Genomic DNA, 25,671 nt, shown 5'->3' with positions numbered 1-25,671 from the left:
CTGGCAAAATGCCCCCATGCTCACCGTCCATAAACCCTGAGAATCCTTAATGGAATTACTAAATATTGAATGTCTAGGTAAACGTCTGCGACTCGAAGGCTCGATTGCGGGTTGGCAGCAACTTTATTGGGATAATCAACTTGTATCGCAAAAGTCTGCAAGCGCTAGTGACCAAGCCTTTCATATCCATTCATTTGAACTGACCGCTCAAACATCGGTACCGACTGAAACAAATATCAACAACGACGACCCCGTTAACCCCAATATTGGTTCACTACCGATACGATTAGAAATCGATGTTAACTGGCAACCATTTCAACTGGATTATTGTTTATTAATAGATGATGAATCCATAACCCAAGGCCAACGCACCGTTGAAGATATTGAGCGTCAAACACCTGAAATTGCAGCAGTAAAAAATCAAAAGCTCAGTGTTGTTGGGCTGGCATCATTAGGTTTTAAGCTACTAAAAAGTGCCAAGGTGGTTAAGGTCCTTTTTGCTGGAGCCAGTGTAGCGGCCTATTCTTGGTTATTTTCATTTGAATTTGCCTTAGCTCTCATCGGTTGCTTAGTATTTCATGAATATGGTCATATTCGAGCGATGAAACATTTCGGCATGAAAACCAAAGGGATCTATTTAATCCCTTTTGTTGGCGGCTTAGCGCTAAGTGATGAACGCATCAACACCCGCTGGCAAGATGTGTATATTTCGATTATGGGCCCCACTTTTGGACTCATTTTATCGATTATCTCACTAGGACTTTATTGGCTAACCGGTAACGTATTCTTTGCTGGGTTAGCGGCATTCAATGCACTGCTAAATCTGTTTAATTTACTGCCCATTTTACCTCTCGATGGCGGGCATATTTTAAAAAGTATCAGCTTTTCGATGAATAGTGTTGTCGGTCTAGTTGCTTGTATTGCTGGTGCCGCTATCGGTGTGTTCATTAGCTATAGCTTAGGGCTAGCCTTACTTGGCTTTTTGTTACTGATCGGCAGTGTAGAAATTGTATTTGAATGGCGCGGTCGTCATCAAAGTCATTTATTGCCGCTAGATCGTTACGGGCAAATTTTCTCTACAGTATGGTATTTGCTCACGGTAGCAAGTTTAGTGGGTATTATTTGGTATTTTGCTGCTTCTGGCGACGAAATGTTAGCGATTCCGCTGCAGATTTTAGGCAGTTAATTGTAATTTACACATCTACAAAAACGCCTGCAATTGTAGGCGTTTTTGTTTTACTTAGCCAAAGCTATTAATCAACTAGGTTGTAATGGAAACACATTAGTCATCACCTTATACAACTCCGTTCCTTGAAGTACCGATGCTGAAGCAAAGTGCAAAATAGGCACACAATCCATGGGTAAACTAATGGCTTGGTAAGCCTGCTCAGAACCATACAAGTCTATGCGTAAAATGTTCACTAAAGGTTTACCAGCTGTTAATGGTTCGCCAACACTCGCACAATATTCAATTAAGCCAGCTTTAGGTGCATGAAACTTCTTATAATCCTTCAAGTAACACCCAAACCTTTCCATACTGGCTGGATTAACTTTTTCAGCAATCACGCCGCGGTGGCTTAAATAGGCCAATATGCCTTTGGCATCCTCTAACGCATCTGCTAAATCAATCCGTTCTTGGCTTGCAAGCTCTAAGGTAAATGCAGACACAGGTACGGAAAATTCTCGGCCTTGACTGGTCGCATACTCGGTTAATTGCCACCAAGGACAAAAGGTCGCTTCATCCATCGCGCCGCCAAAGCTATTGGGGATAATCAATGTATATGGTATCGAAAAAAATCTCGCCGCATCAATATCATACTCGGGGCAGTATAAGTGTTTGCATGATTTAGGGCCGGTATGCAAATCAAGCACGATGTCTGCTTGGTGTGCCATAGCCTGTAAATTTACCGCTAACCGATGACCTGTTGAAATCCCAAAAGAATGAGTTAGACGCGCCTGGCAAGTTTCTACCAACATTGAACGATAGGCGCAAAACAGTTCACTATTGGTTAAATGTTGGTGCTCGGCATACCAATTTTGAATATCGACGTTGTGATCAAAATACTCGCGGTTCCAATTAACCCCTGTAATGGGATCAAAACGCCCTAAAGTAAACTCACCACTCTTTTGATTAATTCCTAAAGGATTGGCTAAGGGTGCAAGCGTAATATCACCTAAAACCTGATAACCTTCCAACAAGGTCATCAGTTGATAAATTACCGCATTACCCTGCACTTCTGCGCCATGAACATTGGCCTGAATATACACACTCGGCGCTGAATTTTCGCTACCCATGAATGAATATATTGGAACGGTCAATGCTTGCCCTGTCGCCAGTTCTCCAACTTGAACTGACGATTGTATTGCTTTAGTCATATGATGATACCAATCTCATTAAATATCTGGTCAGTTCAGAGTCTCTCAGGTTTTTCAATTCAAGGCGCATTGATGTAGAAATGGCTGTTCCCTTTTAAATCGATGCAACACAGAAGTGGAATACCTGAGAGACTCCATTCTGGCGGGTTTCAAAGTACTTTATGCTGCGTTAGATGTTTTCAAAATACGACTGCATGGTCTATTTTTTTCCATAAAAAATAAGACATCTCCACCCTTCATGGCGGTCAGATGCTGGAGGTGAGTAATGCAGGAGCTTGTTACCGAGAATCACTATTCGCTTCAATCATCTGCCTTGCCTACAGCACTTTGAACTCCCGCTGAAAGATCACATCTTTAATAGGATTGGTATTACTCAAACAAGTTTTGGTGCAAGGCATTAACCACTTGCGCCGCTTCCGACTCTGCTACCAACACACATAAATTATGTGGGCTTGCACCTTGGCAAATCATCCGAACATTGTGGTTTTCAAGCACTTTAAATACCCGACTACAAATGCCAGCCGTCGAGGCAATACGATTACCGATGATGGCGATTAACGCTAAATTTTCCTCAACTCTTACACGACAATGTTGCGACAACTCTTGTAGTAATGACTCACTGAGTAACCCTTGACCACTTGAATCAGAACCCGTTTTATCTAAGGTTAGCGAGACGTTAACTTCCGAGGTCGTGATTAAATCGACTGATATTTTGTGTCGCGCTAATGTCGCAAACGTTTCAGCCAAAAAGCCCTGAGCATGTAACATTTGCAAGCTATGCAAGTTAAGTAAAGTTTGATCGCGGCGTAATGCCACCGCTCTAAACACCGGAGTATCTTCAACTTGATGACGTATCCAAGTACCGCCCAATTCAGGCGCTTTACTTGAACCCACAAACACCTGAATTTTTTGTCTTACTGCCGGTAAAATGGTGGCGGGATGCAATACTTTAGCGCCAAAGGTAGCCATCTCAGCGGCTTCATTAAAGCTAATTTCAGCAATCGGGCGGGCATTAGGGGCAAGGCGTGGATCAGTGGTATAAATACCGGCTACATCGGTCCAAATCTCAACCGCTGTGGCACGAAGCGCTTCGGCAAGTAATGCCGCCGAATAGTCGCTGCCACCACGGCCTAATGTTGTTGTTCGTCCTTCTTCATCTGCACCAATAAAGCCTTGAGTAACGATAACGTAACGCGCAAGTAATGGCTGTAAAAAGTCACCCGCTAACGTTGAAATAGCTTCAATTTGTGGCTCTGCGCGACCAAAGTGACTGTCGGTACGTAATACTTGGCGCACATCAAAATGATTTGAAGCGGTGCCCTTTTCCCGAATAACCGCAGAAAATAAAATCGATGAACATTGCTCTCCCGTCGACAGTAACTCGTCCATAACCGCTTTGCTGCGATTCAGCTCTAACGATTCGCTGAGTACTGACATCCGGCTGAGTATTTTATCAATACTGGCTGCCACGTCTTGCGGACGACCGAGTTCATCTAATATCGCATATTGAATTTGAGCAATTTGCTTAAGCAATACCAAACGGCGTTCATCATTAACATTAGCTTGAGTTAACTCAACTAATAAATTGGTCACTCCGCTGGAGGCGCTTACTACCACAAGACGAGTAGCTTGATTAGCCAACACAATATCTGCACAACGGCTCATAGAGGCGTAATCAGCAACTGACGTGCCGCCAAATTTGGCAACGACTAATTCTGGGGTATCTATTTCAGACTGAACAAAGCTCATACTGATGCCTCCGCTGTTTGCGAAAGACTAAAAAATAAGATGTGATTTACTAACATGATATACGCTCCGAACACACTACGTTCGAAGAGCCTGGTGCTAAGATAACGCACCCTTATAGAAGGGAAACAGCAATCATCACCAGAAGCTCTCCACCAAAAAAATAGGTGACAATCGTTAGGATTCAGCCTAATCGACCGATATCAATGTTTGCCAAACAAACTGATACCTCGGCGCTAATCTCCATCATAAGTGGTCATCGGATTGGCATCCTCTCACTTACTACCTAGTTAACGCTCCTCTTCTGTTCCTCCCGAAGGAGTGGGTTGAAAATAGCAACAAATCACCTATCAAGTCAATCAGCAAACACAGTAAAAATACACTGCTGCGATAAAAAATATCGTTGCGTTGAGATATTCTGTTGCTGTGCCCTCTAATTAATGATTGTTCTCTATTACGAAAAAACGCCAATATATATGCAAAAAATATTATGAATGGTAAATTACCGAGACAATCGAACATTGATTGTCCCCAAATAATACATCAGTTGTTCTTCTACAACGGTGCAGTTTAAATTACGCCATTATTTACCCAGTATACGAGCCTATCTCAGGCCACTCACTCACCACCCTTAATCGGTGGTTAAACATCCCCATATCAACTTCAGGTTTGATAATATCAAGGCACGCAATCAAAGATAGTAAACCTTGATTAACGTAGTAAATTGCATGTTGATTAAACTCTCTGCCAAGCTCAATAGCCTGTTCTTTATCAATAAAAATCGCCCAACTCTTTTCCATATGCGACAAATCAGGTGCTGCACCGATTAGCGCACGATAGGGGCGGTTATATTGTTGAATTTTAGATTGAAGCTGACGATCGAGTAAGCGATTTTGACTAGGAGAGAGTCTTGAACCACGAGGGTTATGAGCAGTAACAATAGCAAATGGGAAATCATGTGAAAGGCGTTGAGTGAACAAAAAATGAGTGCTTTGATACTCATTCCACAATGTATCTATAACATTTTCCATAATAAATTTTCGTCAATTAAGCCAAAATTAGTCTAGCAGATAGGTTAGAGTTCTAAAAGGTCTGCTATCTAAATCAACAGTATTATATTAGAAAACCATTAATTATTATTGTCTTAGCAAGGTTAATCTTTCATATACTTGAGTGTTATATTAATTTTTTAACATTTAATTTGTTAACAAATGCCTAAAACGAGTACAATAACCATCACGCACTATTAAATCACTGTAGCAAAGTTAGCTACATACACCTCAAAAACTCAGCAAATGTTGTTGTGAGTGTGATGATTTTTTGATGTAAAGTTTACAGTCGTACTAAATTTGTTCTACATTTGATAAAACATTAATACGATTAAATAAGTTTGCTATAGAAGGAACTATCTTTCTAAATCGCATTCATAGTAAGTAAGCTTAAGTGCAACAAATTTTACACCATCATGCATAAGTGCAAACACGTACCTTGGCGTAGTGGAAATTAATCGACGTAAGCAGACTCAGTAACCAGCATTAAGTGTTACATAATAGAGTTTATAGAGAGTGTTTAATTCAGGGTAGACATAGATAAACACCAAAAAATATCGGAATGTTAGCGCATTAGCTAAAGCGCTATTGCAATCTAATTAGCACACTGTGGCTAGAATCGAATTTTATAAAATCAGGTAAATATCATGCAAAATCCGCACATTTTAATTGTTGAAGATGAAGCTGTAACTCGTAATACATTACGCAGTATTTTTGAAGCTGAAGGTTATGTTGTCACTGAAGCTAACGACGGCGCAGAAATGCATAAAGCCATGCAAGACAATAAGATTAACCTTGTTGTTATGGATATTAATTTACCAGGCAAAAACGGCTTATTATTAGCTCGTGAGCTACGTGAAATTAATAACATCGGTCTTATTTTCTTGACTGGCCGTGATAACGAAGTTGATAAGATTCTAGGTCTTGAAATTGGTGCTGATGATTACATCACTAAACCGTTCAACCCTCGCGAATTAACGATTCGTGCTCGCAACCTATTAACTCGCGTTAATAATGCTGCAGCAGAAACTGAAGAAAAAGGTTCTGTTGAGTATTACCGTTTTAACGGTTGGAGCTTAGAAATCAATAGCCGTTCTTTGGTAAACCCACAGGGCGAAGCTTATAAGCTTCCACGCAGCGAGTTCCGTGCGATGCTTCACTTTGTTGAAAACCCAGGTAAAATTTTAACACGAGCTGACTTGTTGTTAAAAATGACTGGCCGTGAATTAAAGCCCCATGACCGCACTGTTGATGTGACAATTCGTCGTATCCGTAAGCACTTTGAAAGCTTGCCTGATACGCCAGAAATCATCGCGACAATTCACGGTGAAGGCTATCGTTTTTGTGGTGACTTAGAAGCATAATCTTTTAAGGTTAGCCGCAATAAAAAACCAGGTGAATCACCTGGTTTTTTTATATCTGCTTTTTAGTTAATCATGGAACGCCATAGTGATTACTTCAGCTGTTGATCTAAAAATGCCGCTAATGATTTATATAAATGATTACGCACTTTCTCGCCACGCATTGAATGCTTAGACCCTGGGTAATCCATCATTTGGAATAACTTACCCTCATCTTGTAACGCTTTATATACTCTAGTGCTGTTTTCAAACAGGACATTATCATCAGCCATACCGTGATACATCAATAAGCCCGATTGATAATTTTTTACATAAGGTAAAATACTGCTAGCGTCGTAACCTTTTTTATTGGTTAGTGGGTTACCCATATAACGCTCAGTATAATGAGTGTCGTACAAACGCCAATCCGTTACTGGCGCACCCGATATTGCCGCTTTAAAATAACCTGGTGCTTTAAATTGACTCATCAACGCCATATAACCACCATAACTGTGACCATAAATAGCAATGTTGTCACCATCAATAAATGGCAAGCTACGTAAGTAATCAACGCCAACTTTTTGATCGTTTACTTCAGCATCACCCATGTTTTGATAAATCACATGTTCAAATTGAGTCCCACGGTGCGCTGAACCACGATTATCTAATTGAAATACCGCATAGCCTTGCTGCAGTAAATATTGAGTAAAATAATCTGCTTCGCTCCAGCTGTTGACCACTAGCTGAGCATGCGGCCCACCATATACACGCACCACAACCGGATACTGCTTAGCGGCATCAAAAGGCACTGGTTTAAACAATCTGTATTGCAATGCTTGACCATCTTCAGCGCTTAATTGACCAAACTCAGGCATTTGCCATAAACCTGCATAATCATAAAGCGGATGATTTTTATCAATGTCATTTTGCTCAACCCAAGCTAACTGCTTGCCAGAATCATTGTGCAAACTTATCTGCGGCGGTTGCTGTAAACTACTAAAGTAATCTAAATAAACGGGCTTTTTATCCGCAAATACAGCCTCATGCATACCCGATGCTTGGCTAATTCGCTCAATAGAATCCATACCTTTATTAAGATTAACCCGATACAAATGACGCTCAACAACGCTGTCTTTTCGACCGCTAAAATATACCCAACCCGTTGCTTCATCGACAAACTCAAGTGTATCAACAGCCCAATCACCTTGGGTTAATTGCTTAAGTTGTTTGCCTTGTAAGTCAAATAAATACAGATGATTAAAACCATCACGCTCAGAGCCCCAAATAAGGGCCGCTTGTTGCTTTAGGAAGTGTAAATCATTGTTTAAATTTACCCATGCTTTGCTGCGCTCTTCAATCACCGTTTTAGCTTGTGTCGGCTGAGAGATTGCAGCAATGCGTAGATCCAGCGTTTGTTGATCGCGGCTTTGCCATTGGAACGACACATGCTGGCTGTCGGGTAGCCAATCTACGCGAGGTAAATACATGTCCTTTTGTTTGCCTAAATCAATCCAGCTAATGGAGCGGTCTTTTAAGGTCACGACACCCAGTGCTATCTCAACATTGGCTTTACCTGCATAAGGGTAACGCTGCTCGGTTAATTTAATCCCCTCGGCGTAAATTTCATTACGAGTCACTAACTCAACACCGGATTCATCGATACGAGTAAAGGCAATTGCAGACTCATCGGGCGCCCACCAATAGCCTGTCATACGGTCCATTTCTTCTTGGGCAACAAACTCTGCCATGGCATTTTTAATTGGCCCTTTACCATCTGTGGTGAGTGCCGTTACTTTTTGGCTATCCAATGACAATACAAATAAGTTTTGATCGCGCACAAACGACACAAAGTGACCTTTTGGAGACAAACGCCCATCGGTTGCAAAACCGTCACCGGTTGCAAGCTCAGCCACCTTATTGCTGGCAACGTCATATAAATACAACTTACCCGCAGCAGGGATTAAAATATGTTGGCTGTCTTCAGACCAGAAATACTCCATGATCCCTTGGCCATAAATTCGTTGGCGCTCTCGGCGAGCTTTTTCTTCATCAGACAGTTCTCCAGCCTCTAATTGATCAGCATTAATCAGTATACTGCGCTTACCCGTAGCGATATCCATTTGCCATAAATCATACAAATGTTGATTATCGGCTCGGTTCGATAAATAGGTTACACGCTTTCCGTTAGGCGATAAGGCCAACCCACGAGGGCTTGAGCCTGCTACGGCTGGTGACGCATGAATACGTTCAATGGTCAGTGGTGTAGTGCTACCGTTGATTGCAGTCAGTGTCGCGGTAGTTGATGAGTTCATTATGCTGCCTTGAGCGGTTGCTGTTGCTGAAAAAACCGAGCTAGTAAAAAGAAGTGGCACGGCAGACACTGCCGCTAAAGCATGATGCTTCCATGTTGTTGTCATTATTATTAATCCTTGGGGCAATTCAATCCGCCCACATTTTGCCTCAATTAACAGTAAAACCAAAACCTCAGATAACAATCGCTGAAATTAGCGTCATTGTGGGGTATGATTTGCACATAACTGATAAGAATTAACAACATCGACCTTAACCTCGCAAAATCTCATAGGAAAAATCATGCAGACTTTGGCACAAACCCTTAGCGTACAAGCCGTAAACGCGTCTTTAACACAACTACTATTAACCTTAGCTGATACCTCAAAAGCCATTAGTGGTGCGGTTCGTCACGGGGCATTAGCGGGCGTTTTGGGTGCAACAGAGCAAGAAAATATTCAAGGCGAAACCCAGAAAAAACTGGATGTAATCACCAATGACATGCTTAAAGATGCCCTTAAAGCCGATGGCAATGTACGTGGTTTAGCGTCTGAAGAAGAAGATTATGTGGTTGAGGTGAATGCTAAAGGTGAATACCTGGTGTGTTTTGATCCACTCGATGGCTCATCAAATATCGACATCAACTCATTAGTGGGCACTATATTTTCAGTATTACCTGCACCCGCTGGTGAGTTAAACGAACAAAGCTTTTTACAAGCTGGCCGCAAACAAGTTGCTGCGGGTTATGTGTTGTATGGCCCATCAACCATGATGGCGCTAACCACAGGCCAAGGCACTCAGTTTTATACTCTTGCTCCAGACAGCCAAGAGTTTTTACTGACCGACGATAGCGTGCAAATAACCCCAGACACTGCCGAGTTTGCCATTAATATGTCAAACCAGCGTTTTTGGGAAGCACCAATGCAAACCTATATTGCCGACTTATTACTCGGAGAAATAGGACCTCGTGAGCAATCATTTAACATGCGTTGGATTGCAGCAATGGTCGGTGATGTGCATCGTGTATTGTGCCGTGGCGGGATATTTTCTTACCCGACAGACAATAAAAACCCAGCCAAACCGTTCAAGTTACGTTTAATGTATGAAGCCAACCCAATGGCATTGCTAGTTGAGCAAGCTGGCGGTAAGGCATCAACAGGTTATGAAACTATTTTGGACATTCAGCCAACCGAAATTCATCAGCGCGTTGCGGTGATTTTAGGTAGCGCTAACGAAGTTGATACCTGCTTGAGCTACCATGGTATTGATTACAGCGAAGAGCCATCAATTGATTAATTGATTATGCTGTAGAAAAACCGCCTTCTGGCGGTTTTTTCATTTATGCGCTGCTGTTGAACTCATTGATGATCTGACTAAAGTGAACAAATACAGTGAACCACAATGTTGCATTGTGGTCAGGAAACGAGAGTAAAGAATCATTTCTTTACAATAACTTAAATACCCACTAAGTTATTTTAAGGAAATTAATAAGGGACTATAACGATGCCGCACGCCAGATCATCGAATAAAAATAAATATATTGCGGCTATTTTACTCTTATTGCTTATTAGCATGAGTGCTTATGCTTATCTGATATCCACTAAAGCACCTACAATAGAAACTGGCACTATTTTAGTACTTCCAGTGCAACTCGCAACAGACAATACAGACTCACAATGGAATCGCTATGCCGCGATGGATATGCTTATCAATAAGCTCAATGTCAGTGTTAGTTACCCATTGCTGCAAACCGAAGATATTATAAATATCATCTCGCTTATCGCTAATGACCACTTGAGCCAAACTGTCGACATTCAGCAATTAATGGCTGTTTCTGGTGCGGGGTTGGTGATTGAATCCAGTATTACCAGTGCCAATAATCAATATCAATTAGCATATACATTACATCAGCAGCATCATACAAAAGTGGGAGTCATTAACGCTTCAAGCATCGAGCAAGCGTTATTAACAGCAGCAAACGAGATTACTGAGCGGATCAATCCACAACACAATTTACAAAATAATTTACAACAGAATCAACATCATAAAAAGACAACAACTCAATACCATTCACGTCTTAGTGAACCGCTGTTGTTCAATGCAATGACACAGCTACAACTTGGCGACATTAAAGCTGCTGAGCAGCACTTATCCAAGCTCATACGCTCCACACCAGACAACTTAGTTGCCATACGTCTGCTAGCCAGCATCCAATTGCAGCAACAGCAATATCAACAGCTTAATACCACATTGATAGCAGCAATCGATCTAGCTACGCATCAGCAAGATGAGCGAGAGCTAGCCAGACTAAGATTGTTATTAGCGCAAAGCTACACCGAAACCGACAGAATAGAACAAGCATTAGGTGTACTTACCATTGCCAAAACCAATGCTGCTAAAGTGAAAGACTGGCTAACATTGGGCTATATTTCACAGCTTGCGGGCATGATAAACCAGCGCATAGGTCGTAATGATGAAGCCAGAGAGCAGTTTAAAAAAGCCATTGAATATCATCAAATGATGAACTATCCCATAGGACAAACACAGGCGCTGAATGAATTGGCAGAACTTGAGATAATTGAGTTCAACTACCCACAAGCTTATCGCTATATTAATCGCTCTTACGAGCAGGTTGCTCATCGCGGATTAGATGATTTAGAAAAGACGACATTCAAGCTGATGACCAAGATAGAAAATAAAATGCAGCATAGATAGCATCTACTATTTTCGACACAGCGACCCTGTAACAGATTCGTCAATTTAAAGCCTTAAGCATATGACCTTAAACATAAGGCCTTAAACCTTAGACATAAAAAATGGCCTGCATAGCAGGCCATTTTATTCATACTGCTAAGCGAATCTTATACTTTCTCAGCTGCAGCTTTTGCAGCCTCAAGCTGATGCGCTTGTTCAGTTTGATCAACAATGGTTAGTACCGCAGTATCACCGACCACATTACATGAGGTTAATACCATATCAATAATACGGTCTAATGCTGCAACAATCACAAATGCCTCTGCTGGTAAGCCTAATTGGTAAATCAATACCCCAATCATCACCATCCCACCACCAGGAACACCACCAGCACCCACCGACAGTAAAAATACGCTGAACAATAACGATGGAATTTGATCATTACTGATTGGCATACCAAAGGCGTTTGCAACAAAGAAAATCGCAATAGTGATATAAATCGACACCCCGCCCATGTTCATGGTTGCCCCCAGTGGCACACCAAAACCAGCCACAGCTTGACTCACACCTAGCTTGTCAGTAAGAGTACGCATGGTTACCGGAATAGTGGCGTTTGAGCTAGCAGTAGACAATGAGAATAGAATTTGTTCTTGAGTTTTATCTCTGAAAGTTTTCGCTGAAATAGGAGTGAACAGGCTAACAGAATATGGGTATACGATAAAAATCCAAATCAATAATAAAGCCAAAATAAGCACTAAATATTCAACTACACTGACAAAAATCTCAGGCTCTAAGGTTGCGCCTAATTTAAACATTAAGGCGAATACACCGTATGGCGCTAAACTCATTACCACTGAAATTAAACGCATCATGATTTTATTGGCGGTTTGAAACCCTTTAACTGCTCCCTCAACCGATTGCCCCATTGATTTAATGACACCGCCCATTAATAGCGCCATAAAAATCACTTGCAACATATTGCCAGAGGTAAAGGCTGAAAACGGGTTGTTTGGTACAATACTCACAATTAACGACATTAAATCAGGCAGTTCTGTGGCGGTAATATCCAGCGAACCGTTGCTCGACATATCCACGCCTTTACCGGGCTCAAATATCATTGCGACGGTAAAAGCAGCTAAAATCGCTACCATGGTATTAATAATATAAAACCCAAAGGTTTTACCCCCTAAACGGCCAAAGCTTTTTAAATCTTGTAACTCACACACACCGCACACAATACTCACAAACACCAGTGGAACCACTAGCATCATAATCATATTGACGAACATGGTGCCAACACCACTGGCTAGGCTAACTAACGTGCCACCAAAAAAGCATTATCTGCCAGTAAAAACTGCACAATACTACCAAGCAGAACCCCAAAAAACAGACCGATAAAGATCCGTGCTGAAAGTGATTTTGTCATCTATAAATTTCCCTTCGAAATGGCAACTTCTGTTGCTAATTATTGTTATACCAATCCTGGTGTTTATTCTTTTCGAGCGCTGAAATACTGAGACATAGCGCAATATATTTCAATCACCTTATGAACAAAAGTGATTACTTAATCGACGCTTAACAAGCGTGCAATATAAAAGTTAGATATAACAACAGATTATATACTTAGTTAATCATTAACGATGGTAGAACCAGTGACAGATTTACTACGAAAACAGCTAAAATTTGTGCGTATAGCATTAAAATCAAGCCGACAACGAGAGTAACAATCAATTTGAAGGTTTTACTTGCTGATTAAGTGAGCTCGACTCTGTTTAATAAATGGGGTTAGCTGGCTCAATCAGCGTAGTGTTTTTTTTATTCTGCACAGTGGTTTTATTATGAAGAGTGGTTTTATTCTGAACAGTGGATATTAAGCAACGTCAGTGACATGGATTTGGCTAACATATGTTGTTGTTTAATGCTCACGCAATGTTGTCCGAGCCATTGCACTAACGCTAACCACTGCGAGCTGTATTTTATTGATTGAGAGGAAGATTGATAAGCAGATAGAGACTTTGATTGTTCGCCAGAATGTGCATCTCGATGTAAGTTATTAAGGTAAGCCCATTGCTTGTGTTGTTTATGAAAATCATCCGTCGAATTTGTCTGGGCTAACGCTAATAACTTATCAGGCGACTCTAGCGCAAGTTGCGGCACTATAATGCTGCTGCAAGACTCAAGGGTATTAGCAATCATTAATCCTGCAGGGTCAAGGTCAGTAAAGCTAATTACATTGATGTTGAGTGGTTGAAGTAAGTGTAAAAAACGCTTTCGACCTGCTGGCGAATAGTCATGACTACCACGGTATAACACCATACAGTTATTAATGATGACCTGTAAATCTGGGGTAAATGAATTAGCAAAAAAGTGATCAAAACTGTCGAGGTTCTCTACCACGATGAGGTTCGTTAGATTGAGTTGCTGACAAAGCGCAATCGCACTGTCGACCTTTAATCGCAGTGAACAATTATGTACAGATAATAAATCGGCAACGGAACCTGGCGCTAAATCAGTCACTTGGTCTTGAGATAAACTAGGCGCTAGCTTAATTAATACATAGTCAGCTTCAGGGCTGATGTTAGCGTATTTTTCATTAGCGCTAAGTTGTGACATCTGTTGGCGGGGCACATCAAAATCAAGGGCCAGAATATCTAAGCCCGAATCAATTTGGGCCATGTTACGCAGTAAAACATAATCGTTTGCAGTCAAATACAAGTATTTGTCAGTTCCATCGGTCTCACCTATTTGCCACAACTGATACAACTTGTTCCAATCGGCAGTGAACTTCACTCGCGGCAAGCGCTGCTTTGCCGCGTGTTCCATTAGCTGTAACTGTCTTTTGCTTAAGCTAGCCATAACTCAACATCGTTAATGATAAAGTTACCGCTATAAACCGGATCAGGTTTACCTATCGGTTCAAGCTCAAAGTAATTTTTATGCTCATCGGCTAAACCTTCATAACCGCCAATGACTTGATAAAGCCAACTTTCGGCATCCCATGTTAATTGCTTCTCTTGCAAATAGCTTAATGCCGATTGACGTAAACCAGAATCAATCACTTCACAAAAATATTCATCCACGGCTATTTTAAGGGGATTTTCAGGGATATCGAAATCCTCACGGTCGCCCATTTCAAAGGTCACGTTGTGCTCACGAAGTACCGCAGGTAACGAGTCGCGACTAATGGCTTTAACTTGTGCCACTAACCCCATCAGCTCTAGTTCGTGATGAGGGTTTGACACATCAACACTTGCAGGGGCTATCAGCGCTTCAGCACAATTAAATAATACCGGCACCGCTTTATGCACTACATGGTTTTCAGGTTGATAATCAGGATGCATGTTGGTGTGCAGTAACCAACCTTTTAGTAATCGGGTGCGCCCTTGTATTTGCCTAAATCGCCCTAGTAACTCATACAATCTCGCTTGGACAATACTCAACTCTTGAGTACATTGACTTAAGGTTTCTTGCAAGCTGGTCATCAACAAACGGCGCAATTCACGGATATCACCAGCAATTTCACCTAACTCGCTAAATTGAAACATTTCTAAGCCGTTTAGCAGCTCTGACACCTGGCTTTGGGCTAATTCGTTTTCGCGAATTTTGGCACTTATAGTCCCAACATAACCAAATTCGTTATTAATTCGGCTCCATAACACCCGGATTGAATAACGTAAACTGTCGGTAAAGCTGTACACATGTTCATTTAAATCGGCTAAATAGGCTTCTGCAGCACTGAAATCCACATCACGGCGCGCTTCTTTATAATGATCGGCTAAGGTTTTTATTGTCGCTAGCGCTGAGCCGACGTTGGCATCAATCTGTCGATTACGTTCGTCGCTTAATGCTTCTTCCAATAATGCCCGCACCGAACGCTTTAAGCGCAGTTCTTGATCCGGTTCTGGTCGCCATAAAATGCCACTTTTTTTCAGTTTTTCGATAACGCCAGCATCATGGGCTGTATCGTTAATCGACCCAGCCAAATATGCATCCATGACAACATCGGCATGGCGCCCAAGTTGTTTGAGCAGCTTTACCCCAGCTTGGTGTAAGTTACTGCTCATATCAAGTCCCTTTGGGTCGCGGTTTCTGCCTGAGCCTCAAGACTTAAGCCTTCGGTCTCATCAATAAAGCGGATAACTTCGTATAGATAATCTAACTTACCCGTGGCGATATAAATCTGTTTTTCACTATTGGGTTTGGTTAAATAACCCAGTTCCACTAAGCGCTTAAACACCAACTTAATTTGGCCGTCAACGTTAGTACTGCTTGAACCGAATAATCGGTAATGGCTCAACTTAGTGAGTTGCTCTCTAAAGGCTGGCGTGTCTTCAATACGCGCTTGTAAATCGGTTAAGCGGATCGGCGCGCCTTCGCTCAGCGGAGCATCTTGACCACTGGCTTCTTGCACTAATACTAGCCATTCCACTAATGGAATAAGGCCTGAGCAAATATCTTTAAATTGCGATGAAATAACTTTGCGCTCAACCTCGCCTAGCTGCAAATAACCGCAAAAAAAGACTTCACCCTCACCAGCACTGGCAATGGTGCGATTAATTTGGTTAAGGTAGGTTTCAACTCTGTCGCGAGTGCTGTTGTTTTTTAATGCCCGCCAACCGTCTTCATTGGTCACTCGGCAAATAAACTCACCACGCAACAATTGCTCTATTAATGCGCCAGTACCTACTAAGGTAGTTTCAGTCGATTCAGACATTAGATGTGCTCCTTAGCAGTTTCAGCGCGAGTCATTTCCGCCGTAGGCATTTCGGTTTTAGTGTTACGTTGCGATAAACGGGCCGCTAACGGGTTGGCTTTAGGTTTAACGACCTGCAGCTTTTTAGTTTGCTTATTAATAATGTAACGGTTAGCAAATAGACTTAGCACTTCAGATTCAGGATTTGGGAAAGCCCCTAATACACTGATATTGTTGTTCTCACAGGCATCGAAGATTTTCTTCACGTTAGTGTGATGCAGCGTACCTAACTCATCAATTGGCCAATGGATAGTGACATTGGCTTTGCCGCGCAATAAACGGGTGAAGGCCAATAAAAACTTACATAAAATAAGGTAAGCCATACCATGACTTGAAGACTCGTTTAACTGACGGTCGGTACGAATAATTAAGTCGCTGTTACCTTCTTTTAAACGCAGTTCGATTTCTAACAGTTTCGCAATACCGCCGGTTAATGCCGCACGGCCAATAATGTCTAATGCACGGCGCATTGAGTTAGTGTAATGCTCGTCCGGTAGTAGGCTGAAACCATCTGCTTTCCACGCTTTAAAGGCTTTAACAAACACTTCAAGTTCAGGCCAAAATTCCAGTTCGCTGATGCGAGAGCGAATTCGCACAGCCGACTCTGATACTCCTTCGAGGAATAATTCTTCACCCACTTCACGGGTAATACGCGCGCTTTGGCTGGCAATACGGCGGTCAATATCGGTTAACACGTCATAGAACGCCGTTAAATCAATACCAAAAATACGCCCTTGTTCGCGAATTGCCATTAACGATTGCGGCACCATCACATTCAATAACTGCTCAAGCTGTGGCACTAACTTGCGATAGTCGAGTAGACGAATACCTTTGTCGTTAACAAAGCTAGACTCATCACGGGCCCGCTCCCAAAATTCGGCCAAACTTGAACCTGATTTACTGGCAATGACCGAGTCAAAGTGTTCAACATATTGTTTAACAGAACCCATTAAGTAGTCACGCTTTAGCAATAAATCTTCGCCTTGGCGCAAACGCTCGCCAATGCTGCCCATCGCTTCATCGTTATTAGCTGGCAATTTGAGCTCAGCTAACTTGCGCATCACTGCACGCAGCTTAGTGAGGTTTTCAGACGCCTCTACTTGGGCGGCATCACAGGCTTTACGTTCGGTTTCTAAACTGTCTCTTCGGTGTTTTATTTCTGCCGTTTTCGCTTTTAGCAGTTGCTCCAATTCCAGCGTAGCGCGCTTAACATCAGTTAATTGAGTTTGCACTTTAGGCTTTCGAACAAGCCAGGTATGTTGATACCAATCATCAAAACGCAGCACTTCACTGCGGCGTTGTTCTGCATTACTGATGCAGGCTTCAAGATCGCGGATCTGTTTTTTAAGCGCCAAAATGGTGCCTTCATCAACACCACGTGATTTAAGCTCATTTTTGTACCAAGTTTCACCTGCTTTTTGCTCGGTTTTTGCATTTGCACGGCGTTGTTCAATATTGGCTTTAATCTGGCCTAATTGATTATCAATGGCGCCGACCACTTCTTGCCAATAGGCATTTTTTTCCATGCGCGCTTCAAGCGCCTGCTCTTTTTGCTCGCTTAACCAACCAAGGTGCTGATTGCTAAGCAGCTTAAGTTCATTATCAAGTTGTACTAATCGCTTGCTCGAATCGACTTTACGATCTGCCACAGCTTGATTGATTTTTTGTTGTTCGTTACGCTTCTCGTCAAACACACGGCGTAAATCTTCACGGCTATTCTTGTACGCTGTACGGGCAAAGGTCAGTTCGCGGGTGATGTTATCGAGCGCCGTATTCATAGCAACCAGTTGATCTTCCGCTTCGGCATGCATTTCTTGCGCACTTTTTAGTGCTTCTTCTGCTTTGGCTAAACGAATACGTAAATCTTGCTCTGTAGCGGCATACTCAGGTACATCAATGGCTTTAAGATCGAGGTTAACCCCAAATAATGCTTCACTGCTGTCTTTGGTTAGGCTTGGGTGTAGATCGCTGCGATGCAACAACTCTGGCGCGATAACTTTACCAAAGGTGTGCTCCCAACCGTGGGCTTCTTTACGCAAAAACTCCAATAAGGTATGCGACTGTGGGAACAACATATGGTGCAGTTCTTCTTTGGCATTTTCTCGGTCACTAACGCGAATGCTGGATATACGCAGCGCTTCGTTAGCTTGGTCGCGCTTGGCCCGTTGTTTACGCTCTTCTGTGGTTAAACGATCGACCTTTTGATTACAGGTTTCTTGCTCTTCATCAGCTAGACTTATACGCTCATCGAAAATCGCTAAGCGCATTTTTTCATCTTCGGTGTAAGTCACACCATCAACTTGATGCTTAAGCTCGGCAGCGGTTAATTTAAGTTGATATTCTTGTTCGCTAAATTTAGCTTTACCAGCATCAGTTTGTTCACGCCATTGCAGCTCTAGTTTAGCGATATCGTCATTGGCAAGCTCACGTTGCTTATCACGCGCTTCACGTTGGGTGTCTTGCTCAAGATGTAGCGTTTCAAGTTCGCGATGTAATTGCTCAGCAATTTTACTACGGCGGGCATTAAAGGCGGCTTCAATATCTTGGTGTTTTTCGGTTTGTAATTTATGACGCTCGTTAAGGTTCTCAACATCACTGCGCCAATTAGGCAAATTATCTAAATCAGCTTTGGCTTGTTCAATGTCGGCATCTAAAAAGGCAGCATGCTGGTCTTCAATGGCATTGAGTTCATCTTCAAACTTGCCAGCGTCACCTTTAGCGGCAGATAATTCCTGGTTTAACTCATCACGAACATCTTTCCACTCATCATCTAATAAGCGCAACTTGAGGTTTAGTTCTTTACCATGAGTTTGGTTACGATCTTGGCGCTCAGCTTCTAAGGTTTCGTCAGCGCGATAACCGCGCGATAAACTGGCTAAGCGTAACTCGGCGCTTAATAGCTGATTAAATTCTTGTTCGAGCTTTTCGTATTCGGGGCGGATTTGTTCAAAACCTTGCACCAGCTGACTTTCACGGATCCACGTTTCTACTCGTTGTGGATTCAGTCTAGACGTCGGTGGGTTTACCCCATCTTCTTCTAAAATGGCCGCGATCATTGATTTAACCGTTTCCATTTTGCCCTCTTTCGAGTGCACGGCTTTAGCGAGTTTTTCGATATGACGCAAGCTATGTTCGCCGTCACACAACGAGAACTGACGCGCGTAAGTCCGCAGCTCATTGCGGTTACTGCCGGTATTTAATAAGCTACGATCGTTCTGGATGATCGCTCGAAACTCGCGAGTGTTTAACAAGTTTGTATGGGCTACGCCATCACGTTTTACTTCACGGCCCAACCCTGCCATTGAATGACAAATGATGGTGTCGCCATTACGCGACTTAATATAATGCTCTAACTCAAAAGCACGGCCAATAAAGCGGTAATTTACCCCTTTACCGTCACCCGCTGATGCTAAAACCGCTTGATAAAGTAAACCATCATCTTTTTGATATTCATAGATAATGTAGCTTGAGTCATGGGGTAAATACCAACGTTCGAAACTGTCACGCGTTGACGGCACAACACGGCTAGGGTACTCGCCATAAAATACCGGCACTAACCGTTGTAAGGTTGTTTTACCAGAGGCATTGGTACCACAAATATTAGTGTGACCATTTAATAACAGTTCGACCACACCTGGTAGGTGGGTATTAATTAACACGATTCTAATCAAGCTTGGCATGATAATCCTTTTCCAAACAGCTCACATTGCAGTGACAAAGAAGCAAAATACGGATGAAAAAATAACGTCTATTTATTCAATTTAAATAAAGTAAAACAAACGCAGGCTGGAGGCAATTTTCCCCCACAAAAATTGGCTTTATAATACGCTAAATAATTCAAAAATGGCGGCTAACAATGCAGCAAACAGCCAGAAACTGTTTATGTGCAACATATGTCGTCAGGCAGAGAGGATAAACACTGCGGAGCAGAAGGCTTTTTGGTTCGGGATAAAATAAAAAACGCACAGATTTCTCTGTGCGTTTTTTTATGGTGTACCACTCACATTTGGATCTGAGTTGTCAGCAATATTACAATTTAAACTGTGAGGTAGCGTGGTTAAGCTCATTAGCAAAACCATCTAATCCTTCTGAAATGCCCTGCACTTCTGCAAGAATACCCAATGTTTGTTCAAATGATGCATTCATTTCAACCACATTATTCGCCACATGTGCAGCAACCAAAGATTGCTGTTCAGTGGCTGAAGCAATATGAGTATTCATACTATTAATACTGACAATTTTAGATTGAATTGAGCTTAATACTTCACCGGTATCTTTAGCATAACGTTCGTTTTCTGATGACTTAGTAATCGCCACATCCATAGTACTTACCGATGATTCAGCTGCGATTTTAAGCTTCTCTAGTACACCACGAATTTCTTTAGTCGCGTCTGCCGTTTTAGAAGCAAGTGCACGAACTTCATCAGCAACAACGGCAAAACCTCGCCCATGCTCACCCGCTCTAGCTGCTTCAATAGCGGCATTTAACGCCAATAAGTTTGTTTGATCTGCAATAGAGGTAATTACGTTCAAAATAGAGCCAACACTTTCGGTATCTTTGGCTAATTCATGAATGGAGTTAGATGCCAGCTCAATACCGGAGTTAAGTTCTTGTGAAATTCTCACTGTACGTTGTACTACAGCCAAGCCCTCCGTCGCTTCTCGTTCAGCAACTTGCGCAGCTTCTGCCGCTTGCTGGGCACTATGTGAAATGTCATTCACCGAGTGGCGCATTTCTTCCATCGACATATGCACGGCTTTAGCATCGTGGCTTTGTTGCTTGGTTGCCTTAGTCGCTACAGCCATACGTTCTTTTAGCGATGACGCACTGTCTAATAATGGACTGGTTACACTGACTACACGTTGAATAGAGTCAGCTAATAAACGTAAAAAACGGTTAAAATTACTCGATACTTGCCCCAGTTCATCAGTACCTGCAACCGTCAATTGGTGGCGTAAGTTACCTTTACCATCTGCTAACTCACCCAATGAGTTTGCCACATCACCAGCAGAACCACTGATGGCACGTGCAATAGAAATGGTAGCAAGTGCCATAAATACCAATAATGCGATACCGATGCTAAATGAAAGATATAAACTTTGCTCTGAACGGTCGCCAGCTTCTTTAATGGTAGAGCTAAACTCATCCACTTTGTCGGCTTTATAAACAGTAATTCCGTTGGTCAGTTTATCGAAAATCTTAGCTTTTTTCTGACTAATTTGTCCCACATCTGCCATATCGATCGTGCCATCAAGCATGCCTCTAGCCAATGATAGTGTCATGGTATTGTATTCATTGAGGTTGTTAGATAATTGCGATAAAACTGCAGTTTCTTGCTGATCGGTAGTTGATAAGTCGGTTAAATTATCGTTAAGTGAAACAAACGTTTTATTGGCGTTCTCAAGTAAATCTTCATCTGCAAACGATACCGCTTGAGTATATAACTCATCTAAGCGTTGTACATAAATGACATTTTGATTTGCAAGTTCAACCCGGTGTGCCACCTTGGTTTCCATGAAAGACAAGGTGTCACGATTTTTATTAATCGCAACAGTGCTGATACCAAGGTTAACGGCAAAAATAATAACCGATAACACAAAAATCAATCCAACCTTTTTAAAGATTGACATGTTACTAAACCAATTCATATTCCGCCCCCAAGCGATAATCAAATGAAGATAAAACCAATGTAGAGCTTATCAATACAGCTACTGAGATATTGCTATTGAGAACTGTGATGCCTAGTCTCAATCCTTGAGGTTGTTTATTGTGTTGCTACGGATACCGCTTCACATCAATCTTTAGTCAATTCACCATAGCTGGTACTATTTTATTGTTATAAAAATACTTTCTAACGAAATAAAGCTCATGCGTAAATGACTATCTATGTCTATATGTACGTAAAGGCTATCGACCTAAGTCCAATATACTTGAAACTTTTCTAATATATCAATTTCTTTATCAGTTATTGATAAACTGCCAATCCCTACGATGAAAAATTGTAAATGAATAAACAAAAAAATAGCCCACAAAAATGCAGGCTATTCTTATTCGGTGGTTGAAATAAAACCACATATAACAAATCTTACAATCTGCTATGCAGCTTTTACATCCTCTTCTTCTGAATGTCTGATCAGATAATCAAATGCACCCAGTGATGCTGTTGCGCCGCTACCCATAGCGATAATAATTTGCTTAAACGGGGTATTGGTTACATCACCTGCGGCGAATACCCCTGGAATTGAGGTTTGACCACGCTCATCGACAATAATCTCGCCACGAGGTGTCATATCAACCACACCTTTTAACCATTCAGTATTGGGCACTAAACCAATTTGCACAAAGATACCGGCTAAGGTAACGGTATTGCTTTCACCTGTTGCACGATCGGTGTAGATCAAACTGGTTACGCGGATACCATCACCTTTTACTTCTGTGGTCATCGCTTGGGTAATAATCGTGATGTTACCCATTGATTTAGCTTTGCGCTGTAGCACTTCATCGGCACGTAACTTACTGTCAAACTCAAGTACGGTGACGTGTTCAACGATATTGGCTAAATCGATAGCCGCTTCAATTCCTGAGTTGCCACCACCGATAACCGCAACACGTTTACCTTTAAACAATGGGCCGTCACAGTGTGGACAATACGCTACACCTTTATTACGGTATTCTTGCTCACCTGGGACGTTCATTTCTCTCCAACGTGCACCCGTTGCCAAGATTATCGTTTTACTGCTTAGGGTTGCGCCACTTTCTAGGGTCACATCAAACAGGCCATTTTTAGCTAAACTCAACGCCCGTTGGTTTTGCATAATGTCGACGTCATAATCTTTAACGTGGGCTTCAAGGTTAGCAACTAGTTTAGGACCTTCAGTTTTAGACACTGAAATAAAGTTCTCAATACCTACTGTTTCGGCGACTTGTCCGCCAAATTTATCGGCAACAATACCGGTGTTTAAGCCTTTACGAGCAGAATAAATTGCCGCGGCTGCACCAGCTGGGCCGCCGCCAACCACTAACATATCAAAAACTGATTTTTGGTTTAATTGTTCGGCTTGTCTGCCCGCAGCATTTTTATCTAATTTATTCAGTACTTCAACAACGCTAATGGCACCGACAGAGAAGGCTTCGCCGTTTAAAAATACTGATGGAACTGACATGATATTGCGATCGCTGACTTCCTGTTGGAAAAGCGCACCGTCAATCATCACGTTAGTAATATTGGGGTTAATTGCCGCCATCATATTCAGTGCTTGGATCACTTCTGGACAGGTTTGGCAACTTAACGAAATATAGGTTTCAAAATGGAATTCACCAGGTAGCTGACGGATTTGTTCAATGATATCCGCATCCAACTTAATCGGATGTCCGCCGCTGTGTAATAACGCCAACACCAGTGAGGTAAATTCATGGCCCATTGGCAATCCAGCAAAGGTTATGTTGGTTGCAGCTTGTGGGTTAATCACACTCATGCTTGGTGTGCGCTTGCCTTGCTGATACGTGACTGAAACTAAGTCTGATGAGTCAACAATGTCTTGGGCTAGGCTGGTTAATTCTTTGCCTTTGTTTGAGTCATCTGCAGATACGACAAGTTCAACTGGGCGCTTGAGGTTTTGCAGATAGGTTTTCAGTTGATTTTTTACATTCGCATCTAACATAACAACTCCTAAAAAATGGGGAATAATCGATGAGTTTAAAAGTGCTAGTCAGTGCCGGGGGAACACCGACTAGCTGGAGATGATATTACTAACCTAAGGGTGAACTTAGCGGTTAGATTTTACCGACTAGGTCAATTGAAGGAGCTAATGTTTCTTCACCAGGCTGCCATTTAGCTGGACATACTTCGCCATCGTGAGTTGCAACATATTGTGCAGCTTGAATCTTACGAACTAGTTCAGAAGCGCTGCGGCCAATACCTAGGTCATGAATTTCAGCTACTTTAACTTGGCCTTCAGGGTTGATAACGAAAGTACCACGTAGGGCTAAACCGTCTTCTTCAATCATCACACCAAAGTTGCGAGTGATTGCGCCAGTTGGGTCACCTATCATTGGGTAAGTAATTTTACCGATTGTGTCTGAACTTGAATGCCAAGCTTTATGAGTAAAGTGAGTGTCAGTTGATACTGAGTAAACTTCAACGCCCATTGCCTGTAGCTTCTCATAATGATCAGCCATGTCGCCTAATTCAGTTGGACATACGAAAGTGAAGTCAGCTGGGTAGAAAAATACTACTGCCCACTTGCCTAATAAATCTTGCTCTGTAACTTCAACGAAAGCACCATTGTGGAATGCTGTTGCTTTGAAAGGTTTGATAGTGCTGTTGATGATAGATTGTGTCATGTCATGCTCCATTGGAATTAAGATTTACGTTAACCCGATACCATGTGGTGTCGGTGATGATGAACATGTGCTCGTCATCTGATGTGAATCATAATAGCGATGGAGATGAATTAAGTATAACGGATAAAAACTATCACCTTAATCGATTTTTCATATTGAACTTAATGTTAATCAATAAAACAGAACGTCGTAATGAGCAACGTTCTATTATCAAGGTGAGTTATTCCCAAATACCAAAACGAGTTAATACGCGGCTGATGTTGGTATCGAGCTTTTGCGATAATGCTTGTAAGGCTTGCTTATTGTTCGCGGCGGCAAACCCAGTATGACCATTAGTGGCATATACAACCCAATTACCACCGCCAGTTAAACAAGCATAAACATGGGTAAAATGGCTATAAAGAGTGTCACGCAGTTGGGTGTCACGGCTATGCTCTTTCCAACAATTAAGCACTAAAAAACCATCCGTTTTTAAAAGTTGCTTTGCCTGACCAATAAATAGCGTTGATAGCTGTTGCTTATCGACACCTTTGTTACTGTATATATCGGCAAAAACGACATCGACTTTTTTGTGTTCTGCATTGGCCAAAAAGACATTGGCATCTTGATGAACTAAGTTCAATTTTTTACCCAGTGGCAATTGAAAAAATCGTTTGGCTACCTCAATTACCCTTTCTCGTAACTCTACTGCAGTAATTTTAATCGCGGCATCAACATGTCGAAGCGAGTGGACTAATGCTCCGCCGCCTAAGCCTAAAATAATCACACTTTTAGGTTGAGTAAATAATAATACCGCAAGCATTGCCTGAACATAAGTATGCTGCGGCACATGTGGTTGGGCTTTATCCATTTTGCTTTGCTCGTCGTTATCTCCAAAAGATAACACTCTAAAATCACCATCATCGAGCACACAAAAATCACCAACACTATCACTGTCGACATGCAATACTTTATAATCGGACATACTTCACTCTGTTGGCTGGCTTGCAATCATTATTAAGCAAGCAATAAAACCGCATTGTACCTCAGAATGAAGTACCAAGTCCGAGCCTTATTAGCCAATTTATTACTGATGATAGA

16 protein-coding genes, 1 pseudogene and 1 riboswitch are annotated in these 25,671 nt (G+C 42.0%); of the genes and pseudogenes, 4 read left to right on the top strand and 13 right to left on the bottom strand.

All coding sequences use genetic code 11. The annotated features are described in order from the left end of the window. Positions 1-49: 49 nt before the first annotated feature. On the top strand, positions 50-1,186 hold the full coding sequence (locus SFRI_RS02765; protein WP_011636025.1) for a site-2 protease family protein: 1,137 nt from the start codon (positions 50-52) through the stop codon (positions 1,184-1,186). Between the two features lie 71 nt (positions 1,187-1,257). Here the strand turns inward: SFRI_RS02765 and SFRI_RS02760 are convergent, their stop codons facing one another. The 3 genes from SFRI_RS02760 to SFRI_RS02750 all read right to left on the bottom strand — a co-directional run bounded on the left by SFRI_RS02760 (position 1,258) and on the right by SFRI_RS02750 (position 5,153). Continuing rightward, complete coding sequence (locus SFRI_RS02760) at positions 1,258-2,376, bottom strand: succinylglutamate desuccinylase/aspartoacylase family protein (RefSeq protein ID WP_011636024.1); 1,119 nt, start codon at positions 2,374-2,376, stop codon at positions 1,258-1,260. Positions 2,377-2,745: 369 nt separating this feature from the next. Continuing rightward, the gene (gene lysC / locus SFRI_RS02755; RefSeq protein ID WP_011636023.1) at positions 2,746-4,125 is read right to left on the bottom strand and encodes a lysine-sensitive aspartokinase 3; all 1,380 of its coding nucleotides are present in this window, start codon (positions 4,123-4,125) and stop codon (positions 2,746-2,748) included. Between the two features lie 134 nt (positions 4,126-4,259). Beyond that, a riboswitch (Lysine riboswitch) is annotated at positions 4,260-4,434 on the bottom strand. Positions 4,435-4,709: 275 nt separating this feature from the next. Further along, positions 4,710-5,153: a DUF3293 domain-containing protein gene (locus SFRI_RS02750; RefSeq protein ID WP_011636022.1), complete on the bottom strand. Its 444-nt coding sequence runs from the start codon at positions 5,151-5,153 to the stop codon at positions 4,710-4,712. A gap of 665 nt (positions 5,154-5,818) precedes the next feature. On the opposite strand from SFRI_RS02750, the gene arcA reads away from it, so the two are divergent. After that, positions 5,819-6,535 (top strand): two-component system response regulator ArcA, encoded by a 717-nt coding sequence (arcA, locus tag SFRI_RS02745; protein ID WP_011636021.1) that lies wholly within the window; start codon positions 5,819-5,821, stop codon positions 6,533-6,535. A gap of 89 nt (positions 6,536-6,624) precedes the next feature. Here arcA and SFRI_RS02740 read toward each other — a convergent pair whose 3' ends face one another. Continuing rightward, a complete protein-coding gene (locus SFRI_RS02740; RefSeq protein WP_011636020.1) occupies positions 6,625-8,928 on the bottom strand; it encodes a S9 family peptidase in 2,304 nt (767 codons plus the stop codon). 175 nt (positions 8,929-9,103) lie between these two features. Here SFRI_RS02740 and SFRI_RS02735 point away from each other — a divergent pair, with 175 nt between their 5' ends. Next, the gene (locus tag SFRI_RS02735; RefSeq protein WP_011636019.1) at positions 9,104-10,096 is read left to right on the top strand and encodes a class 1 fructose-bisphosphatase; all 993 of its coding nucleotides are present in this window, start codon (positions 9,104-9,106) and stop codon (positions 10,094-10,096) included. 207 nt (positions 10,097-10,303) lie between these two features. Further along, on the top strand, positions 10,304-11,515 hold the full coding sequence (locus SFRI_RS02730) for a hypothetical protein (protein ID WP_011636018.1): 1,212 nt from the start codon (positions 10,304-10,306) through the stop codon (positions 11,513-11,515). A gap of 146 nt (positions 11,516-11,661) precedes the next feature. On the opposite strand, the pseudogene SFRI_RS02725 reads toward SFRI_RS02730, so the two are convergent. The 9 genes and pseudogenes from SFRI_RS02725 to SFRI_RS02685 form a co-directional block, all read right to left on the bottom strand. Next, positions 11,662-12,920 (bottom strand): annotated as a pseudogene (locus tag SFRI_RS02725) (dicarboxylate/amino acid:cation symporter). A 425-nt stretch (positions 12,921-13,345) separates the two neighbouring features. Next, positions 13,346-14,350, bottom strand: coding sequence for a DUF7281 domain-containing protein (locus SFRI_RS02720; protein ID WP_011636016.1), 1,005 nt, complete (start codon positions 14,348-14,350; stop codon positions 13,346-13,348). Next, positions 14,338-15,558, bottom strand: a complete 1,221-nt coding sequence (locus SFRI_RS02715) for a hypothetical protein (RefSeq protein ID WP_011636015.1) — start codon at positions 15,556-15,558, stop codon at positions 14,338-14,340. The genes SFRI_RS02720 and SFRI_RS02715 overlap by 13 nt, the downstream gene beginning before the upstream one ends. After that, complete coding sequence (locus tag SFRI_RS02710) at positions 15,555-16,208, bottom strand: condensin complex protein MksE (RefSeq protein WP_011636014.1); 654 nt, start codon at positions 16,206-16,208, stop codon at positions 15,555-15,557. Before SFRI_RS02710 ends, SFRI_RS02715 begins: the two co-directional genes overlap by 4 nt. Further along, on the bottom strand, positions 16,208-19,927 hold the full coding sequence (locus SFRI_RS02705) for an ATP-binding protein (protein WP_049763508.1): 3,720 nt from the start codon (positions 19,925-19,927) through the stop codon (positions 16,208-16,210). Before SFRI_RS02705 ends, SFRI_RS02710 begins: the two co-directional genes overlap by 1 nt. 349 nt (positions 19,928-20,276) lie before the next feature. Continuing rightward, positions 20,277-21,896 (bottom strand): methyl-accepting chemotaxis protein, encoded by a 1,620-nt coding sequence (locus SFRI_RS02700; RefSeq protein WP_011636012.1) that lies wholly within the window; start codon positions 21,894-21,896, stop codon positions 20,277-20,279. A 447-nt stretch (positions 21,897-22,343) separates the two neighbouring features. After that, a complete protein-coding gene (gene ahpF, locus SFRI_RS02695; protein ID WP_011636011.1) occupies positions 22,344-23,909 on the bottom strand; it encodes an alkyl hydroperoxide reductase subunit F in 1,566 nt (521 codons plus the stop codon). A 112-nt stretch (positions 23,910-24,021) separates the two neighbouring features. After that, on the bottom strand, positions 24,022-24,591 hold the full coding sequence (gene ahpC, locus SFRI_RS02690; protein ID WP_011636010.1) for an alkyl hydroperoxide reductase subunit C: 570 nt from the start codon (positions 24,589-24,591) through the stop codon (positions 24,022-24,024). A gap of 220 nt (positions 24,592-24,811) precedes the next feature. Then, complete coding sequence (locus tag SFRI_RS02685; RefSeq protein ID WP_011636009.1) at positions 24,812-25,555, bottom strand: spermidine synthase; 744 nt, start codon at positions 25,553-25,555, stop codon at positions 24,812-24,814. Between the last annotated feature and the right edge of the window lie 116 nt (positions 25,556-25,671).

It is taken from the genome of Shewanella frigidimarina NCIMB 400 (assembly GCF_000014705.1).
Taxonomy (GTDB): Bacteria; Pseudomonadota; Gammaproteobacteria; order Enterobacterales; family Shewanellaceae; genus Shewanella; species Shewanella frigidimarina.
Note: the sequence above shows the minus strand (reverse complement) of the source record. Positions and strands in the feature narration are given on the sequence as shown.